This window comes from Niallia sp. 01092 (assembly GCF_052318935.1).
In the GTDB taxonomy this organism is placed as follows: domain Bacteria; phylum Bacillota; class Bacilli; order Bacillales; family Cytobacillaceae; genus Niallia.
In genome coordinates this window covers 13,278-31,660 of sequence record NZ_JBQRKO010000022.1, presented here as the reverse complement: position 1 = coordinate 31,660, position 18,383 = coordinate 13,278, and the positions used below count along the sequence as shown (strand labels likewise).

Annotated in this window: 12 protein-coding genes and 1 pseudogene; 3 read left to right on the top strand and 10 right to left on the bottom strand. The window is 36.2% G+C overall.

Annotated features, from left to right (window positions below):
* Positions 1–431 precede the first annotated feature (431 nt).
* The 7 genes from dnaK to gpr all read right to left on the bottom strand — a co-directional run bounded on the left by dnaK (position 432) and on the right by gpr (position 9,475).
* Positions 432–2,261 (bottom strand): molecular chaperone DnaK, encoded by a 1,830-nt coding sequence (gene dnaK / locus ACTXGU_RS18060; protein WP_443482928.1) that lies wholly within the window; start codon positions 2,259–2,261, stop codon positions 432–434.
* Between the two features lie 35 nt (positions 2,262–2,296).
* Positions 2,297–2,890 carry a nucleotide exchange factor GrpE gene (grpE, locus tag ACTXGU_RS18055; protein WP_443482927.1) on the bottom strand — a complete coding sequence of 198 codons (594 nt, stop codon included), beginning with the start codon at positions 2,888–2,890 and terminating at the stop codon, positions 2,297–2,299.
* Positions 2,891–3,034: 144 nt separating this feature from the next.
* Complete coding sequence (hrcA, locus tag ACTXGU_RS18050) at positions 3,035–4,063, bottom strand: heat-inducible transcriptional repressor HrcA (RefSeq protein ID WP_443482926.1); 1,029 nt, start codon at positions 4,061–4,063, stop codon at positions 3,035–3,037.
* A gap of 333 nt (positions 4,064–4,396) precedes the next feature.
* Positions 4,397–5,530 carry a radical SAM family heme chaperone HemW gene (hemW, locus tag ACTXGU_RS18045; protein WP_443482925.1) on the bottom strand — a complete coding sequence of 378 codons (1,134 nt, stop codon included), beginning with the start codon at positions 5,528–5,530 and terminating at the stop codon, positions 4,397–4,399.
* Positions 5,531–5,844: 314 nt separating this feature from the next.
* Positions 5,845–7,680 (bottom strand): translation elongation factor 4, encoded by a 1,836-nt coding sequence (gene lepA, locus ACTXGU_RS18040; RefSeq protein ID WP_443482924.1) that lies wholly within the window; start codon positions 7,678–7,680, stop codon positions 5,845–5,847.
* A 149-nt stretch (positions 7,681–7,829) separates the two neighbouring features.
* Positions 7,830–8,183: a YqxA family protein gene (locus ACTXGU_RS18035; RefSeq protein ID WP_443482967.1), complete on the bottom strand. Its 354-nt coding sequence runs from the start codon at positions 8,181–8,183 to the stop codon at positions 7,830–7,832.
* Between the two features lie 170 nt (positions 8,184–8,353).
* A complete protein-coding gene (gene gpr, locus ACTXGU_RS18030) occupies positions 8,354–9,475 on the bottom strand; it encodes a GPR endopeptidase (RefSeq protein WP_443482923.1) in 1,122 nt (373 codons plus the stop codon).
* Positions 9,476–9,737: 262 nt separating this feature from the next.
* Here gpr and rpsT point away from each other — a divergent pair, with 262 nt between their 5' ends.
* Together rpsT and ACTXGU_RS18020 are read left to right on the top strand one after the other, a co-directional pair.
* Positions 9,738–10,004 (top strand): 30S ribosomal protein S20, encoded by a 267-nt coding sequence (gene rpsT / locus ACTXGU_RS18025; RefSeq protein WP_443482922.1) that lies wholly within the window; start codon positions 9,738–9,740, stop codon positions 10,002–10,004.
* 871 nt (positions 10,005–10,875) lie between these two features.
* Positions 10,876–11,010: pseudogene (locus tag ACTXGU_RS18020) on the top strand (IS5/IS1182 family transposase); the annotation flags it as partial.
* A gap of 325 nt (positions 11,011–11,335) precedes the next feature.
* On the opposite strand, the gene holA reads toward ACTXGU_RS18020, so the two are convergent.
* From holA to ACTXGU_RS18005, 3 genes are all read right to left on the bottom strand, one after another.
* Positions 11,336–12,367 carry a DNA polymerase III subunit delta gene (gene holA / locus ACTXGU_RS18015; protein ID WP_443482921.1) on the bottom strand — a complete coding sequence of 344 codons (1,032 nt, stop codon included), beginning with the start codon at positions 12,365–12,367 and terminating at the stop codon, positions 11,336–11,338.
* Between the two features lie 646 nt (positions 12,368–13,013).
* Positions 13,014–15,359, bottom strand: a complete 2,346-nt coding sequence (locus tag ACTXGU_RS18010) for a DNA internalization-related competence protein ComEC/Rec2 (protein ID WP_443482920.1) — start codon at positions 15,357–15,359, stop codon at positions 13,014–13,016.
* Positions 15,360–15,759: 400 nt separating this feature from the next.
* A complete protein-coding gene (locus ACTXGU_RS18005; RefSeq protein WP_443482966.1) occupies positions 15,760–16,344 on the bottom strand; it encodes a ComE operon protein 2 in 585 nt (194 codons plus the stop codon).
* A 306-nt stretch (positions 16,345–16,650) separates the two neighbouring features.
* Between ACTXGU_RS18005 and ACTXGU_RS18000 the strand changes: the two genes are divergently transcribed.
* Positions 16,651–17,895: an IS110 family transposase gene (locus ACTXGU_RS18000; protein ID WP_443482919.1), complete on the top strand. Its 1,245-nt coding sequence runs from the start codon at positions 16,651–16,653 to the stop codon at positions 17,893–17,895.
* Positions 17,896–18,383: the final 488 nt, after the last annotated feature.

Here is an 18,383-nt window from a genome sequence, read left to right as displayed (position 1 = left end):
TCGTACCTCGATGTCACTGAAAAAGTAAATGCTATAAAATATAGGTAGTGACAATCCAAACAACGAAGAAGTTTTCGTTCGGTTTTCCGAGGCTTACCACACGCTTTCCGCGGGGCGAGCGCCGAGCCTCCTCGTCGCTTTGCTCCTGTGGGGTCTCGCCTGTCTCGCTAATCCCGCAGGAGTCGTGCGGACGCCTCTCCTAACCAACATGATGGTCGTTTTCAAACTCTCTATACCATTTTTACCCTAATAAAACACTTTTTCAGTGGCCTCCGTACCTCACTGCGAGGTCTTGTCAGTCCGTTTTTCTGCAGGAGTCTCGCAGATTCCGTTCCTACAAACAACATGATCGTTTAACAGAGCTATTGTTAAAAAAAGAAAAGCCAAAGCCAAGAATAACCTGACTTTGACTTTTTCGGACTGTTAGATGTTTATTTGTCGTCTTTTACTTCTTCAAATTCAGCATCTACTACATTATCATCTTTTCCAGCACTTTGGCCTTCTGCACCTTGTGCAGCCTGCGCTTGTTTAGCCGCTTCTTCGTATAACTTCATAGAAAGATTTTGTACGATTTCTTGAAGAGCATCTTTTTTCGCTTTGATTTCTTCTAAATCGCCTTTTTCAATCGCTGCTTTTAATTCATCTTTTGCTTCGTTTGCTTTTGTTACTTCGCTTTCTTCTACTTTACCTTCAAGATCTTTTAACGTTTTTTCAGTAGTGAAAACAAGTTGATCTGCTTCATTGCGCAACTCTACTTCTTCTTTGCGCTTTTTGTCAGCTTCTGCATTTTCTTCTGCTTCTCTTACCATTTTATCGATTTCTTCATCAGATAAACCTGTAGAAGATTTAATTGTAATAGTTTGTTCTTTATTTGTACCAAGATCTTTAGCACGAACATTTACAATACCGTTTTTGTCAATGTCAAAAGAAACTTCAATTTGTGGAATTCCACGTGGAGCTGGAGGAATATCCGTTAATTGGAATCTTCCTAATGTTTTGTTGTCAGCTGCCATCGGGCGTTCCCCTTGAAGTACATGAATATCAACAGCCGTTTGATTATCTGCAGCTGTAGAGAATACTTGTGACTTCGAAGTTGGGATTGTTGTATTGCGATCGATTAATTTTGTAAATACAGCACCCATTGTTTCAATACCAAGAGATAGTGGTGTAACGTCAAGCAATACAACGTCTTTTACGTCACCAGTGATAACTCCACCTTGAATCGCAGCACCCATTGCTACTACTTCATCTGGGTTAACCCCTTTATGAGGCTCTTTACCTGTTTCTTTTTTAATTGCTTCTTGAACAGCTGGGATACGAGTTGAACCACCAACTAGAATAACTTTATCAATTTCAGCAGCGCTTAATCCAGCATCTTTTAGAGCTTGACGAGTAGGACCCATTGTACGCTCTACTAAATCAGCTGAAATCTCTTCGAATTTTGCTCTTGATAAAGAAACTTCTAAATGAAGCGGACCTGCTTCACCAGCAGTGATAAATGGCAACGAAATTTGCGTAGATGCAACGCCGGATAAATCTTTTTTCGCTTTTTCAGCTGCATCTTTTAAACGCTGCAACGCCATTTTATCTTTGCTTAAGTCAATGCCATTTTCTTTTTTGAATTGCTCTACTAAGTAGTCGATAATTACTTGGTCAAAGTCATCTCCACCAAGACGGTTGTCACCAGCAGTAGATTTAACTTCAAATACGCCGTCGCCCAATTCTAGAATAGATACGTCAAACGTACCGCCGCCAAGGTCATATACTAGGATTGTTTGATCTTCTTCGGTTTTATCAAGACCGTATGCAAGTGCTGCTGCAGTAGGTTCGTTAATAATACGTTCTACTTCTAAACCAGCAATTTTACCTGCATCTTTTGTTGCTTGACGCTCCGCATCGTTGAAATAGGCAGGAACAGTAATAACCGCTTTTGTTACTTGTTCACCTAAATATTCTTCTGCATAACCTTTTAAATATTGAAGAATAATAGCAGAAACTTCTTGTGGTGAATAATTTTTGCCTTCAACTTCTACTTTGTAATCTGTACCCATATGACGTTTAATAGACATAATTGTATTAGGGTTTGTAATAGATTGGCGTTTTGCTACTTCCCCAACTTGTCTTTCTCCGTTTTTAAATGCTACAACAGATGGAGCAGTACGGTTTCCTTCTGGATTTGGAATAACTTTTGGTTCTCCGCCTTCTAGCACAGCAACACATGAGTTTGTTGTACCTAAATCAATACCAATAATTTTACTCATGGAAATATCCCTCCAATTTTTTTATGTAATGCTTTTTACTGACTTACTTTTACCATCGCAGGACGAATAACTCTATCTTTTAGTTTATATCCTTTTTGGAACTCTTCCACCACTTTATTAGGCTCCGTTCCTTCTACTTCTTCCTGCATTACTGCTTGATGAAGATGTGGATCAAATTCGTTGCCAACGGATTCAATCGGCTCAACACCTTCTTTCTTAAGTGCATCTAACAAACCTCTGTAAACCATTTCCACTCCCGTGTATAAGGTTTGGGATTGCTCTTCACTTGCTTCGATTTTAAGTGCTCTCTCGAAATTATCAATAGCTGGTAACAAATCTAGTACTAAGCTTTGTGCTCTATATGTTTGCGCCGCTTCTAAATCAAGCCTTGCTCTGCGACGGGAATTATCGAAATCTGCTTGAAGTCGAAGGTAACGATTCCCTTCATTTTCAAGTTTTGTTTCTAATTCAGCAATTTTAGCTTCTGCTGCTTTCATATTTTCTTCAAGTGTGTTTTCTTCATTAGAAGGAGCAGGTTCCACTTCTTCTAATACGTCTTCCACGATTTCTTCTTGAGTACCAGGTTGTTGTTCTAATTCTTCGTTGCTTGTTGTTTTTTCTTCTGCCAAAATATTCACCTCCCTTAAAGGATGTTCAAAAAGTCAACAAATTAAAGTCTAATGGTTGCCTTTTTGAACTCAAACTTAAATCATTTATCAATAACAGTAAATCACGGTTCACTAATTTCCATTTAATCACTATTTCCATCATCACTATTTTTGATACAAATTTGTTAATACTTTTGTTAAATCATGTGTTAAAAATCGCAATAGACTAACGACTCTGGAGTATTCCATTCTTGTAGGCCCTAAAATAGCTATAGATCCTATTTGTTCTTCCCCAATATTATATGAGGCAGAAATAAGACTGCAATTTTCCATTGCGCTAATATTATTTTCTCTTCCAATTTTAATATTGATATCTGTTGAAGTGTTACGTATCAGATCATGTATTCCTTCTTCTTCATCAATCATATTTAACAGTTTTCTGATTTTATTTACATCATGAAACTCCGGCTGACTCAGAATATTGGTTTTGCCGCCAAAAAACAATTTTTCATGGTGATCCACTTTCATTGTTTCGGACAGAGAATGCAGAAAATAATCATAGTGACTGATATGCTGCTGTAATATAGTCGCAACTTCTTTGTATATTTTATTATGCAATTTATCCAGTGATACACCAAGCAGTCTATCGTTTAAAATATTTACTACTTTTTCAATTTCACTTGCATCAATCGATCCTGGCAAATGGAACATTCTATTTTCCACATGTCCTGTATCTGTAACAATGATAGCTGTTGCCGTATGCTCATTTAAAGGAATGATTTGAATCTTCCTCAACTTATTTTCTTTCATTGCCGGCCCAAGAACTATAGTAGTATAATTGGTTAAATCAGACAATATTTTTGCTGATTTTTGCACAATTTTTTCTAATTCATATATTTTTTCTGCAAACACAGAATTTATTGTTGCTATGTCTTTCTTATGAAGCTTTTGTGGCGCTAGAAGATGATCAACATAAAAACGATATCCTTTTTCTGAAGGAACTCTGCCAGAAGAAGAGTGCGTCTTCTCTATATACCCCGACTCTTCTAAATCAGCCATCTCATTTCTTATGGTTGCCGAACTAAAAGTAATATCAGCTTTTTTCGACAAACTTCTCGAGCCAACAGGTTGTGCTGATAAAATAAAATCATCAACAATTGCTTGTAATATAAGTAATTGACGATTTGTTAACACATTCATCACCTCTGTTAGCACTCTCTCGCAATGAGTGCTAATTCTATTTATAAATTATCAAATAAACGGGGAACATGTCAATAATTTGGTTCTTTTTATCGAAGAAAAAATCGTTTTCACTTATGATTTCTTTGTTACTTTTAGCATTCCAACATATTTTAACCGTTTAAGCAAGCTTTCCAAAGATTAAAAGCGCAAGCGCCTTGAACAGCTCTGAAAAAAAATGTTCTCATGACTCAAAAAGGGTTTTTTATTTTTAGAGGCATGAGGTTATTTTTCACAAGAGCTAGGCGCTGGAGCTGGACATTCATCTAACTTCAAAAATTTTATCCTTTATCTTAAAAAAAACTGAAATACTTCATTTCCTAAAAAGCGGCCACGCTCTGTCAATTGAAGTGCATTATCTTTTATTACCAGCAACTCTCTGTTTATTAATTCGTCTATTTCTTTATTAAAAAGGGATAACGGAGTTTCATTATATTTATTCTCAAACAGGCTAATATTTACTCCCTCATTTTTCCTTAAACCTAAAAACATTTCTTCTTCCATTTTTTCACTTTTTGTTACTGAATAATTTTCGAGTAATGGAAGCTGATTTTGCGTCAACGGTTCTATATATTTTTTTAGCGGTCCATAATTGGAACGTCTAGAACCTGCTACATATCCGTGTGCTCCTGCTCCAAAGCCGAAGTATTGTTCATTATTCCAATATGTTAAATTGTGGAGGCTTTTATAGCCCGGTTTTGCAAAGTTGCTGATTTCATACTGTTCGAACCCATGTTTATGCATTTCTTCTAACAACACCTCATACATTGCCGCTTCTGCATCTTCACCTGGAGTCGGAAGTTTTCCTTTTCTTTGCAAGTTGTAAAAAACCGTTTTTGGCTCGATAATAAGGGAATAACCAGAAAAATGCTCAATATCCAATGTAAACGCTGTTTCTAAAGTTTGTTTAAAGTCTGTTAATGTTTGGCCAGGTAAACTGTAAATTAAATCGACACTAATATTGCGAAAGCCAATTTTTTTTGCTGCTTCTATAGAAGTAAACACATCTTCTGCTTTATGGGTTCTGCCAATTCGTTTTAGCAGTTCATTATTAAATGATTGAACACCAAAACTTAAGCGATTTACCCCTCCATTGTATAATGCTTTTAATTTATCTTCTGAAAGATCACCCGGATTTGCTTCAAACGTGTATTCTAGTGTTTCATCCATAACTAATTGCTCGTTAATGATTTGACAAAGTCTTTCTAACTGCTTCGCACTCAACGCGGTAGGTGTGCCTCCACCGACAAATATAGTCGAAAGTGGATTTTTGCCGAATTGTGCAACTGTTAAGTTTATTTCCTTTTCTAACGCATCTAAATACTCATCTACTGGCTGACCTTTTAAAAATACTTTATTAAAGTCACAATAATGACAAATATGTTCACAAAAAGGAATATGGAGATATGCTGCTTTTATCAATTTTTCACAACCTTTACAAAAAGCGCAAGCGCCTTTAATAGTACATCCTGTACGTCGGATTAAGACACTCGTCTAATTTCAAAATTTATATTACCTTAACTTATAAGAGATTATATTCATAAGAAATGTTTCTACCCCAAAAATAACATTTAATCACCATGCAAAATTACCATAGAGACTCATGCCCAGGTTCCTAACCATCTAATAAGGAAAAGGTAGATTCTAACTTAATAAATAGCGAAGCTCCGGCCCCTTTTCATACAAAATAAGAAAAGAGGTTAGCCGCAAGTAGCAGCCTAACCCCATTTGTTATCTTATTTTTTCGTATCGCTATCATCCATTTTTAATACAGCCATAAACGCTTCTTGCGGAACTTCCACAGATCCTACTTGTTTCATTCGTTTTTTACCTTCTTTTTGTTTTTCCAACAATTTACGTTTACGAGAAATATCTCCACCATAACATTTAGCAAGGACATTTTTCCGCATTGCTTTAATAGTGGAACGGGCAACAATCTTTTGACCTACTGCCGCTTGTATCGGAACCTCAAACTGCTGACGAGGAATTAATTCTTTTAATTTTTCCACGATTATTTTTCCACGTTCATAAGCAAAATCTTTATGCACAATAAAACTTAATGCATCTACTTGTTCACTATTTAAAAGAATATCCATTTTAACAAGTGTAGATGGTTGATAGCCGATTAATTCGTAATCAAAGGAAGCGTACCCTCTAGTATTCGATTTTAACTGATCAAAGAAATCATAAACGATTTCAGCTAATGGAATTTCATACACAATTTTCACACGTGTTTCATCCATATATTGCATATCAATAAATACACCGCGTTTTTGTTGGCATAATTCCATTATAGCACCAACGTATTCATTTGGAGCCATCATCGTTGCTTTTACATACGGTTCTTCCACTCGATCAATTTTTTGTGGATCCGGCATTGCAGACGGATTATCAACTTTTATTTCAGATCCATCCGTCATAATGACGTGATAAATTACACTCGGTGCTGTTGTAATTAAATCAATTTTAAATTCACGCTCAATACGCTCTTGAATGATTTCCATATGCAAAAGTCCTAAGAAACCACAGCGGAAACCAAATCCTAACGCTTGAGATGTTTCCGGCTCAAACTGAAGAGCAGAATCATTTAATTCTAATTTTTCCAACGCTTCACGAAGATCATTAAATTTCGCGCTGTCTATTGGATATAATCCGCAATACACCATCGGATTTAATTTTCTGTAGCCAGGCAGCGCTTCTGTTGCGCCATTTTTTGCATTGGTGATCGTATCACCGACACGAGTATCTCCTACATTTTTAATAGCAGCTGTTAAGAAGCCTACATCACCAACGGATAATTGATCTGTATTAACTGCTTTTGGAGTATATACCCCTACTTCTATTACTTCAAATTCTTTTCCTGTAGCCATCATTTTAATTTTATCACCAGGTTTTACCGTTCCTTCGACTACACGAATGTAGGTAACAACCCCTCTGTACGCATCATACAAACTGTCAAAAATAAGTGCTTTTAACGGCGCTTCAGGATCGCCTTCAGGTGCAGGTACTTTTTCTACAATTTGCTCTAAAATATCTTCAATACCGATGCCAGCTTTTGCGGATGCTAGTACTGCATCTTGAGCATCCAATCCTATTACATCTTCAATTTCATTTCGCACTCGTTCAGGATCGGCACTCGGCAAATCAATTTTATTAATAACCGGAACAATTTCCAAATCATTATCAATCGCTAAATAAACGTTTGCCAATGTTTGCGCTTCAATTCCTTGTGCTGCATCTACTACTAATACTGCTCCTTCACATGCTGCTAAACTACGAGAAACCTCATAAGTAAAATCGACATGTCCAGGAGTATCAATTAAATGCAGTGTATAAATTTCTCCGTCTTTTGCCTGATATTTTAATTGCACAGAATTTAGTTTGATCGTAATTCCGCGTTCTCTTTCTAAGTCCATCGAATCAAGAAGCTGATTTTTCATTTCACGTGCAGTAAGTGCATTCGTTTTTTCTAAAATTCTATCAGCTAAAGTTGATTTTCCATGATCTATATGAGCAATAATCGAAAAATTACGTATTTTAGATTGTCTTTTTAGCATTTCTTCTCTGTTCATCTTGTTCACTCCTACAATAATCGCACAATGTACACTATTTTTGATTATAGCAGTGTGAAGAATAAGATTCAATCAAAACTAAAGATGAAAAGCAAATCCTGTTTGTTATCGTCTTCTTAAAGTCTAGTCAATTCGCTAGGACTAACATACTAGTTTTCCTTTTGCTTATCACTATCATCCATCACACTTCCAACAAGGTCTACTCCTTTTTGGGCAAGGGAAGACATACTATCTGCAACCCCTTTTCCGATATTTGAAAATAAATTAAATGCATGTAGCTCTTCTAATTTCTCTTTCTTTTTTTGCAAATCATGACTCGTAACATCTTGTCCAAGTACAGAAGCTTCTAATTGGTCATCTTTTTTTTCAATGGATAAAGCGCTGGAAAAATTTTTATCTTCATAACCTTTCATATCTCGAATGCCGCTATATGCTTGCTGCATTCCAAACAAAACACATAAAAACATTATGATTGCAATACCGATAGCTCTAAACGTAAACATCTTCACCTGATTTCACCCCAATTCTAATAAAGTATGTTTACCTATCCTAGCAAGTCTACTAAATAGTATGTAATTGCTAGGAAAGATAGAACCAGTTGATTCGTTTTAATAAAGGTTATCTCACAAACGTTCGCTTCAACCAGTTCTCCTATTTTTGTTTAAAATGAAAATTAATGTGTATTAAACCCGACATTGTCTTGATTAATCGCTTTATGCAGAGCGGCATTTAACCCATTCGCCAGAAGATTGGACATATCTTCTATAAAAACATCGACTTCTTTCGGTGTAACCATTAAATTATGTCCAATAGGCGATAATACTTCATAAATCAGCTTTCTTTTTTCCTCCTCTGGAAGTGTTCCGATAATGCCTAGAAATGTGTTCCGATGTTGTTCTTCTGGTAAATCTTCGTCTTTCAACACTTTCTTTTCGCCAAAGTTTAATCCTGCAGGAGCTAATGCTCTAGAAGGTTTATTTCCTTCTTTTAGCTCTTTTCCAAAATGTTTTAAAATATAGTCTATCGTATCACTTGTAATCGAAACAGCATCCACAACAGTCGGAACTCCGATTGCGATAACCGGTCGATCTAATGTTTTTTCGCTTAACTCTTTCCTTTTATTCCCTACTCCAGATCCTGGATGTATGCCTGTATCCGAGATTTGAATGGTAGAATTTACTCTTTCAATGGATCGGGAAGCCAATGCATCCACAACAATAACAAAATCCGGGTTCGTTTTTTCCACTACTCCTTTAATGATATCGCTCGTTTCAATCCCTGTAAGCCCCATTACTCCTGGAGCAAGCGCACTAACCGGCCGGTACCCTTCTTCTACATTTTCCGGCTGCAATTCATATAAATGTCTTGTTACTAAAACATTTTCACAAACTTGAGGTCCTAAAGCATCCGGAGTTACATTCCAATTTCCTAACCCTACCAATAAGCAAGATGCATTTTCTGCAATTTGTTTTTGTTTAAGAAATTGAGAAAATTCTGTTGCAAATACCTTTTCTACTTCACTTTGCAGTTTACTGTCCTGTTGTCTAATACCGATTACTTCAAGCGTTAAATACTTTCCTCTTTTTTTGCCTATCAACTGCTCCCCTTTTTCTGTTACTTCCAAATAAGAAACTTTAATCCCATTTTCCTCTTTTTCTTTAATAATAACGCCATCTAGTTGTGACTGATTAGGCTGCTTTTGAATTTGACTTTCTGATTGCAAAGCGATTTCCTTTGCCTCAATTGCTAAATCAGTTCTAAGCGAATACATGCTTAAATCTAAATTTTCTTTCATTCCAGTCCCCTCCCAAAAATTAAAAAGATTTATTCTTATCTTTTCCTATTAAAAAGAAAAACATTCGAAGAAAATAACTAGATTTATGATCAAAAAGGATGCTAAGATAGAAAAGGATTGATGTTTTATGCAAATTAAGTGGATAGTATTGCATTATTACTTCTCGTTTGATAAAATATCTTTTGTTCTTTAAGTTTGTTTTAGGAATGTAAAATCAGGTGAAAAGAAGAACCTGATGCTTCTTTTTAGGAGGTGAACGTAAATGCCAAATATTAAATCCGCTATTAAACGTGTAAAAACTAGTGCTGCTCGCAACGCTCAAAACACTACAGTTAAATCTGCAATGCGTACTTCTGTTAAAAAGGCTGAAGCTGCTATTGCTCTTAACGACGCAACTGCTGCAAATGAAAGTTTTGTAGAGGCTGCTAGTCAATTAGACAAAGCTGCTGCAAAAGGTCTTATTCATAAAAATGCTGCTGCTCGTAAAAAATCTCGTTTAGCTAAAAGAAAAAACGCTTTAAACGCTTAATGAGTTAAACACAGGCTATCATGATATGATAGCCTTTTGTTATGCAGAAAAGCGGAAGCACCTTGATCAGCCCCGAAGAAAAATGTTCTCTTGGCTCAAAAAGTGCTCTTTACTTTTAGAGACAAGAGGTTATCTTTCACAGGGGCTAGGCGCCGGCCGGCTAAATGCGCAAAAAAGATAAATCGACTAACTACGCAACGTCCTGTTGCAACGTCGATTGACTCGCATCCTGCAAGCCTGTGGCAACTCCGGCACTTGTACGTCCTGTACGTCGGAGCTAGACAGTTATTTAACTTGAAACATATAAATTCTGATAAAAGCAAAAAACCCGTTCATTAACGGGTCAGATTGTCGAAAAAGTAAGACTGCAAACTTTCAGGCTGATTGAAAGCGTTTGTCTATCGAGGAACGACCCTTTTTGAGGAGCGGAGTTACCGTTTTTGGGGTAATGAGCACCGCAAAAAACGGGGAGTGACGAAGAGAGCGAACGTTTTTCAACAGCCTGACCCGTTCATTAACGGGTTTTCAGACTGTAGACACCCCCCATTTAAGGGATAAGGGAGTTGCCTACAGTCTTTTTTGTTTTAGGCTCTCTTAAACTTGGCTGTTAATTTCCGCTCCAGGCGTTCGCTTTCCGCGGTCGGTCCGGGAGCCTCCTCGTCGCTTTGCTCCTGTGGGGTCTCCCTTTGACTCGCTTATCCCGCAGGAGTCTCACGCCTTTCGCTCCAATTAACTAGTACTAAAATCAACAATATAATGGAACACAGCCTTGTTTTAAAATAATAGTAAATAAATTTTTTGAGGTGACGACAAGCTTTCCAAACATAATTCTATCCAAAGGGATCAACTAGAAATGATCGCTTAAGATCAACTGGTACCACAAAATCATAAAATAGAGGCTGCCCTTGATTTCTCATTTATTTATGATTTGGTAAAAGACATGTATTCAGAAGTAGGACGACCCAGTATCAATCCAGTTATTTTAATTAAAGGCTGTTTTCTCAAAGTTTGTTGTTTTTCACATAAAAATGGGAAAAGAAATACTCAGCAGACTGAATACACGTAGACTCCTGTGGGAATGCGAGAAAGACGAGACCCCACAGGAGCGTATGCGACGAGGAGGCTCGACGCTCGCTAAACGGACGAAGTGTATTCAGGCTGCGCGTTTAAAAGCAACAATCTATACGAAAACAGCCTTAATTTTAAAAGGGTTCAGAATGAGACCATTCTGAACCCCTTTTGTCGACAACCTGAAAAACCGTACATTAACGGGCTTTGCTGTCAACATTCATTTTTTCGACTTGACAAATTCGTTAAATAATGTGCTTTTTTTAATTCTTTTTCCAATCATGATGCAATTGAAACAAGATCATTTCAATGATCATATTTTTATGCATTCCGCCTGTCTTCATTTGATAATCTGCTTCTGCAAATAAATTAATGCATGTCATCAATTGTTCTTCTGTAAATTTTTGGGCTTGTCCTGCTGCTAATTTCACACGAAACGGATGGACCTTTAACACAGAAGCAATTTGCTGTTGGCCATACCCTGTTTTCGCCATTCCTTTCACTTGATAAATAAGACGAAACTGATTCGTAATGATTGCCAGAATTTTTAATGGTTCTTCATTCTGTTTTAACAGATCGTAATAGATACGAAGTGCTTCCTCCATCTTTCTTGAAACAATTTTATCCACTAATGTAAAAATATTTTGTTCTAAAGATTTCGCTACTAGTTCTTCGACTATTTCCTTCGTAATTAATTTAGATTCTTGAACATACAGCGCCATTTTATCTACTTCACTCGTTAATAAAAATAAATTAGTGCCAGCAAGCTGCAGCATTGAATCAAGTGCTTCTTCATCCATTTCCACATGGTTATATGCCGCTCTTTGCTTCATCCAGTTTTTTAATTCTGCTTCATTTAATTTTTTTGCTTCTAAAATTGAAGCAGTTTTCTTTAACTCTTTTGTTATTTTTTTGCGGTCATCCAATTTTTCGCAATTTCCAATAAACACTAAAATTGTATAAGGAGATGGTTCCTTTATATAAGCTTCTAATTTTTTCACATCATGCTCTACTTTAGATTTTGTTTTTTCAGCTGTTAAAAATGTCGGGTTATGTAATAAAACAACTTTTCTTTCACCAAAGAATGGAATCGTTTCCGCATCTTCAAGTGCTGCTTCTATCGGCGTTTCTTCTAAATCATAGGAGCTTAAATTAAAATCTTCTTCGTTAATATCAACAGCAGCGTGTACAATCAATTGTTTTGTTTCATTTATTAAAAAAGCTTCTGACCCATACAGTAAATAAATGGATGAAAACTGTTTATTCTTTATATTTTTCCATAAATTTTGTATCAATTTTTTCTCTCCGTTCTATCATTATCACCTGATCGAAACCATGATTTCGATTCACTTTTATTAAGTGATATTACTCACCAGCATTCATTCTTCTATAATCCTAAAGAAGCTTTGCCATTTTGACAAGTAACAAAGCTCCCATGAAACCTCGTGCTTCGTTTCCACTATATAACATGGAAAAGGCAGTTTCTAACCTAATATAGGCGGCGCGAGCGGAGAAAACCCTTTATTCATTCGAATAAAAAACAAAATATTGCGTACAGAACCGTGTTTATTTCCATTTAAATCACGTAGCTCCGAACCCTTTTCCATACAAACAGAAAGAGGAAGTCCATTTCGGAATCTCCCCTGAATTATTTTACAAGTTCGATTCTTTTACGGATTCCTCTTTTGATCTATAATGAACATTACTTAATAAGGCCTAGGATACTTATCAAGCAACGGTACACTTATTTAAGTATAGTGTTTCCTTGTGCCGTTAAACTATTTGTGTCAAGTCTTGTCAGCAAAAGAAACTAACGTACATAAACACATTATAAAAAAGAAAAAGAACCTTCTCAGATTTCTTTTTCTTACAATCAAAGCAGCTTAATAAATCAATTCGTTAGGAGGAAAAGAATTTCTATTTTTTTATTTCTGCAATAGTTTATGGTATTGCAAAATAAAAGGTGCCTTCATTTTTAAAAAATTTATACGTAATCGCTCCATTTTTATCTGTTCTCCAAATGGTAATCTTTTTTTCCTGCAACCGTTCTAACACTTCCTTATGTGGATGGCCGTAACGGTTAATTTTCCCTACAGAAATGATGGCAGCCTTTGGATGTATCGTGTTCAAAAATAAAGATGACGTAGACGTTTTGCTTCCGTGATGTCCCACTTTTAAAATATCTGTTGTTAACATTGGGTACTTTTGCAATAATTTTTTCTCTCCTTCTTCTTCTAAGTCACCAGTAAATAGCCAATCCAGTCCTCCAATCCTGCCCTTAATAACGATACAACCATCATTTTTATTTTCCGTTTCTTTATCAATAGGTGATAAAATAGAAAACGAATCGTTGCCGTTTTTCCATAATTGTCCAGACTTCACATAGGTGACCGCTATTCTTTTTTTCCTAGCTAGCGCGGTAATTTCTTTCTCTTCCTTACTTAGTTCCGCCCAAGTAAAAGGCAAGACTATTTCTTTTACATGTATCGATTTTAATACGGCAAGACTTCCCCCAATATGGTCTAAATCACCGTGGGTAAGAATTAACTTGTCAATGGAGCTAATCCCTTTGCTTTTTAAAAAAGGGACAACAACATCTTTTCCTACTTCATACGGATTGTTTTTTATTTGCCAATCTTCTTTGTCCCATTCAATCGTACCTCCTGTATCAATTAAATATACTCCTTTATGAAATGGCTCTTTAATCAGAATACTGTCCCCTTGCCCTATATCTATAAAGGTTACTTCTCCATATGGGTTATAGAAATTTCCTATATAATGAATCAGCAATAGCATAAAAGGAAGAATATATAAGCGTTGTCGACGTATAGGTTTTTTTTCGTACAAAAAGAAAAAAAGAGGAAGGATCATAATCATCAGCATGAGGATAAAAGGAGGCGGCTTTCCGAAAATAATCGTACTAAAAGGAAGTCTAGACAGTGCCATTACTATTTGATCCGAAATTTTTATTAATAGATCAATTGGCATTAATAAGACGGGTACGATGGCCGGAAGAAGAAAGGAAATAACAAAAACGGCAAGAAAATAAGGTAGCACAATAATAGAGTAAAAAGGAATAAAAATCATATTCGCCAATAGAGATAATGTGGGCAATTCGTAAAAATAATATAATATAATCGGCAATACGGAAAATTCTGAAATAAACGTAGTAAAAATCATGGTTTTTAACGGATGGGAGGATGCTTGTAAAAGCATCGAAGAAGATAAAAGCAAAAAAACACATACTGTAAAAGTTAATAAAAAGCCGACATTAAACAGTACTTTCGGTTCGTAAAAAAGATACAATAGGAACACGACGCTGATTATATCAACTGCAGATAGTGAAGAAAGCATTCTCCATTTTCTTTTGACTAGAATCAGCATTGACATCAAAACGGCACGGATAACGCTCGGACTTAATCCAGTAAGAACAGCATAAACAGGCAATATACATAATAAAATAGTGATAGCATTTTCTTTAGTTACGCCAAAACGAATAAGCAGAAAATATGATAAGCCAACAATGACAATAATATGAGAGCCTGATATCGCAAGCAAGTGAATAATTCCTAATTTTTGATAGGCAGTCTGTACGTCATGTTCTATCCATTGTCTATCACCGAAAATAAGCGCAATTGCCAATGCTTTCGTTTCATTCGAAAAATGCTGCTCAATCCATTCACTTCCTGTTTGTCTTATTGTTTTTAATTTTGTAATGACATTAGATTGTTTTTCTGAACAATTTTGAATTGGGAACTGACCTGCTTCCAACTGCCAATAAATGGATTTACCTCTTAAATACTGTTCATAATCAAAACCATTTTCATTTGTTGCAATGGCAGGTTTTTCTAAAACACCTGTTATATTACATGTTTTCCCTATCATTTTTTGGTCTTGAAAAAATAATTTTTCCTCTTCTGTTTTAAGTTTATAAGATACTGCCAGCTTTTCATTACTTGTTGTTTCTTTTCCAATTGCACTCCATTTATCACCATCGATAACTGGTGACTCCGTAAATATAATAGAAAAACTAGTGCTAATTGGGGAAAGAATGGTATGAGAATGCAAGTTGTCCCATTCAGCTCTTATAAAAAAGATACTAAACAGACAACTGGTTCCAATCAATGTGTAAATAGGGAGCTGCCGCCAAGTTTTTAACCAAACTACATACAGAATAAACAGCAAAAAGAATATAACATAATGAATATGCACACTTATTACTGCCATTAAGGCTGCTATGCCATAATACAGCACTCTATTTTTAAAAAAATAAATAAGCTGGTTCATTTTCAAAAAAACCTCCTCTGTAGAAAAAGCTACAAGAGCACAAATAATTGGTTTTTGAAACAGGAATGGAAGAAAGGAGAAGGGGGGAACATGCTAATTTCTTCTTTTTCCAAGCACTCAGAGGTTTTCGTTCGGTTTTCCGAGGCTTACCACACGCTTTCCGCGGGGCGAGCGCCGAGCCTCCTCGTCGCTATTGCACCTGCACAAGTCTCGCCTGTCTCGCTTTTCTAAGCAGGAGTCTACGTGTATTCAGGCTGCTCAATGCTTCAGCCATGTTTATTATTTTATTCAAAAACAACAAACTTTTAGAAAACAGTCCAAAAGAAATTAGCATGTTGACAAATGCCTTATTAATAAATTGAATTTATCATTGCCTCCTGAGGATGATAAGCAAGGAAGCTTATACAAAAGTTTTTTTAGTCGGTTCTATTAAAAACAATTCCTCTGCTTTTTTTTCGATATTTTCTATCTCTTTATTATCTGCTGTTGCTTTTAACTTATCGATTATAGATTGTACAAATTGTTTCTTTTCTGTCTGTTTTGCATCGAATACTATTTCTTTATTTATTACTTGTTGCATGACAATCCCAGCTTGGTTAAATAATTCAATCGCATAAGGATGATTTTTATAGTCATTGGCGTAATAAACTGTTTTTATGCCTGCTTGAATAATTGCTTTACAGCATTGTAAACATGGAAAATGCGTGACATAGATGTCTGCTCCTTCCGTTGCTACACCAAATTTTGCACATTGTAATAATGCATTCATTTCTGCATGGACAGTTCGTACACAATGATTATCAATGACATAACAGCCTTCATCTATACAATGAATCCCTCCTGCGATACTTCCATTATATCCGCCGGCAATAATGCGTTTGTCTCTTACAATTGTGGCACCAACAGCTAGCCTTGTACATGTGCTTCGCAGTGCAAGCAGTTCACTTTGTGCCATAAAATACTCATCCCAAGAAATTCTGTTCATTGTTTTACCCATTCCTTTCGCTTCGCTCAAGGCACAAAACGTTATGAAATAATCTTGTCTTGAGCGTTATTTGTATTAAAATCTATAGTCATAGGGATAACAATTAACTACAAATCACGTGGAGGTGAGTGGGCTGCTCCAGTTATGGAGTGACCGCATTGTTATATGTGTAGATTGCCTTTCCAAGCACAAATAAGTGTGACTTTTAGCACGCAGACTTATCTTTGTATAAACATTACTCGTTTATTGCTGGGCAATCAGTCAATGTTGTCTATCCCTATCATTCCACGAAAGGAGTTTTCCCCTATGGCTTTAAAAATTGTTTATCCCATCTGCTGCGGTATTGATGTCCACAAAACTTTTGTTGTTGCCTGTATTGCTTCCACCAACGGCAAAGGGGTCACTACTTACAAACGCCATCGCTTTTCTACCTATACGAAAGGATTGAAAGAGCTGTCACAATGGCTTTGTGAAAACAACTGCAAGGATGTCTGTATGGAATCTACCGGGAAATACTGGATTCCCGTGTTTAATGTATTGGAAGATTCCTGCAACATCACTCTTGCACATCCTAAATACGTTAAGGCTATCCGTGGCAAAAAGACGGATAAAAAAGATGCCAAATGGATTGCCGATTTATTTAAACATGACCTTGTTGCTGGAAGCTTTATGCCACCACTTGCTATAAGACAGCTTCGTGACCTGATGCGTTATCGTTTTAAACTAACTAACTTTATGTCAAGTAAGAAGAACCGTCTTCAAAACAGTTTAACCGTGTCTAACATTCAGCTTGGAAATGTGGTTTCGGATACCTTTGGCAAAAGCTCTATGAACATCATTGAAAAGCTCCTTAAAAATCCTTTAGAAACCTCTATTGACCTAAAACCTTTAATCCATGGCTCTATGAAAAATAAACTTCCTGAACTAGAACTCGCCATTGACGGATTTATCACACCGGAACAGGCTGAAAAATTAAAGGTGATAAAACAACACTATGAAGATCTTCAATCCCGTAAAGCGGACCTTGAAAATATAATACTTTCTCTTGCCGCGTCCTACTCAGAAGAAATCAACTTAATCTTAACTGTTCCGTCCTTTAAGAACATTTTTTCCGCCATTGCCGTGGTTTCAGAAATAGGTGTTAATATGGACGTGTTTCCGACAGCTAAGCATTTATGTTCCTGGGCAGGACTTACACCTACTAATAATGAGAGTGCCGGCAAGAAAAAGTCAGTAAGGATTTCAAGAGCAGGCTGTTATATAAAACCTCTTTTGGTACAGTGTGCTACCGCTGTAGTCAAAAGTGAAAAGCATCCCGAAATCCGAAACCGCTATTTAAGACTTAAAAAACGACGTGGTCACAAACGAGCAATCATTGCCATTGCACGAATGCTTTTAACAGCTATATACAACATCCTCAAAAAGCAAGAACCATATAATGCTGAATTATATAAAAAATCGGATGTTCTTCCAGTAAACCGTGAAATCACGGTAGAACAAGCGATTTTATTAGCAAAAAATCAAGGGTTCCATGTGATGGTTGCAACTTAATTTTCCATTACCATAATTTACCTCGAAGTCATGGATTAATGGCTTATTTTGCTATGCTCTTTTCTTTAGTGACTGCCTCAAGTATTTATTTCAGACTTCACCTCTATATATTCTTCAAAAAAATAAAACTAGGGAACATCCACAAACTGTACTTCTAATATTTACATCAAAAAAAAGTTCTATAGCCATTATAACTTGTTACGCTTTTTTAAGGTAGTACACTTTTAATTTGGCTGTTTTCGTATAGAATGTTGCTTTTAAACTCGCAGCCTGAATACACTTCGCTTTCCATGGGCGAGCGTCGAGCCTCCTCGTCGCATACGCTCCTGTGGGGTCTCGTCTTTCTCGAATTCCCACAGGAGTCTACGTGTATTCAGTCTGCTGAGGACTCTTTTCACATTTTTTACATAAAAAACAACAAACTTTGAGAAAACAGCCTTTAATTTTTATCTAGGTAAAATCCAGAAGATTCTTTTCCATATAATTAA

Bases quoted from the DNA above. Each gene is read 5' to 3' on its own strand.
- ACTXGU_RS18005 (WP_443482966.1), bottom strand. From the start codon at position 16,344: ATGAACAGAATTTCTTGGGATGAGTATTTTATGGCACAAAGTGAACTG.
- lepA (WP_443482924.1), bottom strand. From the start codon at position 7,680: ATGAACAGAGAAGAAATGCTAAAAAGACAATCTAAAATACGTAATTTT.
- ACTXGU_RS18000 (WP_443482919.1), top strand. From the start codon at position 16,651: ATGGCTTTAAAAATTGTTTATCCCATCTGCTGCGGTATTGATGTCCAC.
- dnaK (WP_443482928.1), bottom strand. From the start codon at position 2,261: ATGAGTAAAATTATTGGTATTGATTTAGGTACAACAAACTCATGTGTT.
- ACTXGU_RS18035 (WP_443482967.1), bottom strand. From the start codon at position 8,183: ATGTTTACGTTTAGAGCTATCGGTATTGCAATCATAATGTTTTTATGT.
- gpr (WP_443482923.1), bottom strand. From the start codon at position 9,475: ATGAAAGAAAATTTAGATTTAAGCATGTATTCGCTTAGAACTGATTTA.
- rpsT (WP_443482922.1), top strand. From the start codon at position 9,738: ATGCCAAATATTAAATCCGCTATTAAACGTGTAAAAACTAGTGCTGCT.
- ACTXGU_RS18010 (WP_443482920.1), bottom strand. From the start codon at position 15,359: ATGAACCAGCTTATTTATTTTTTTAAAAATAGAGTGCTGTATTATGGC.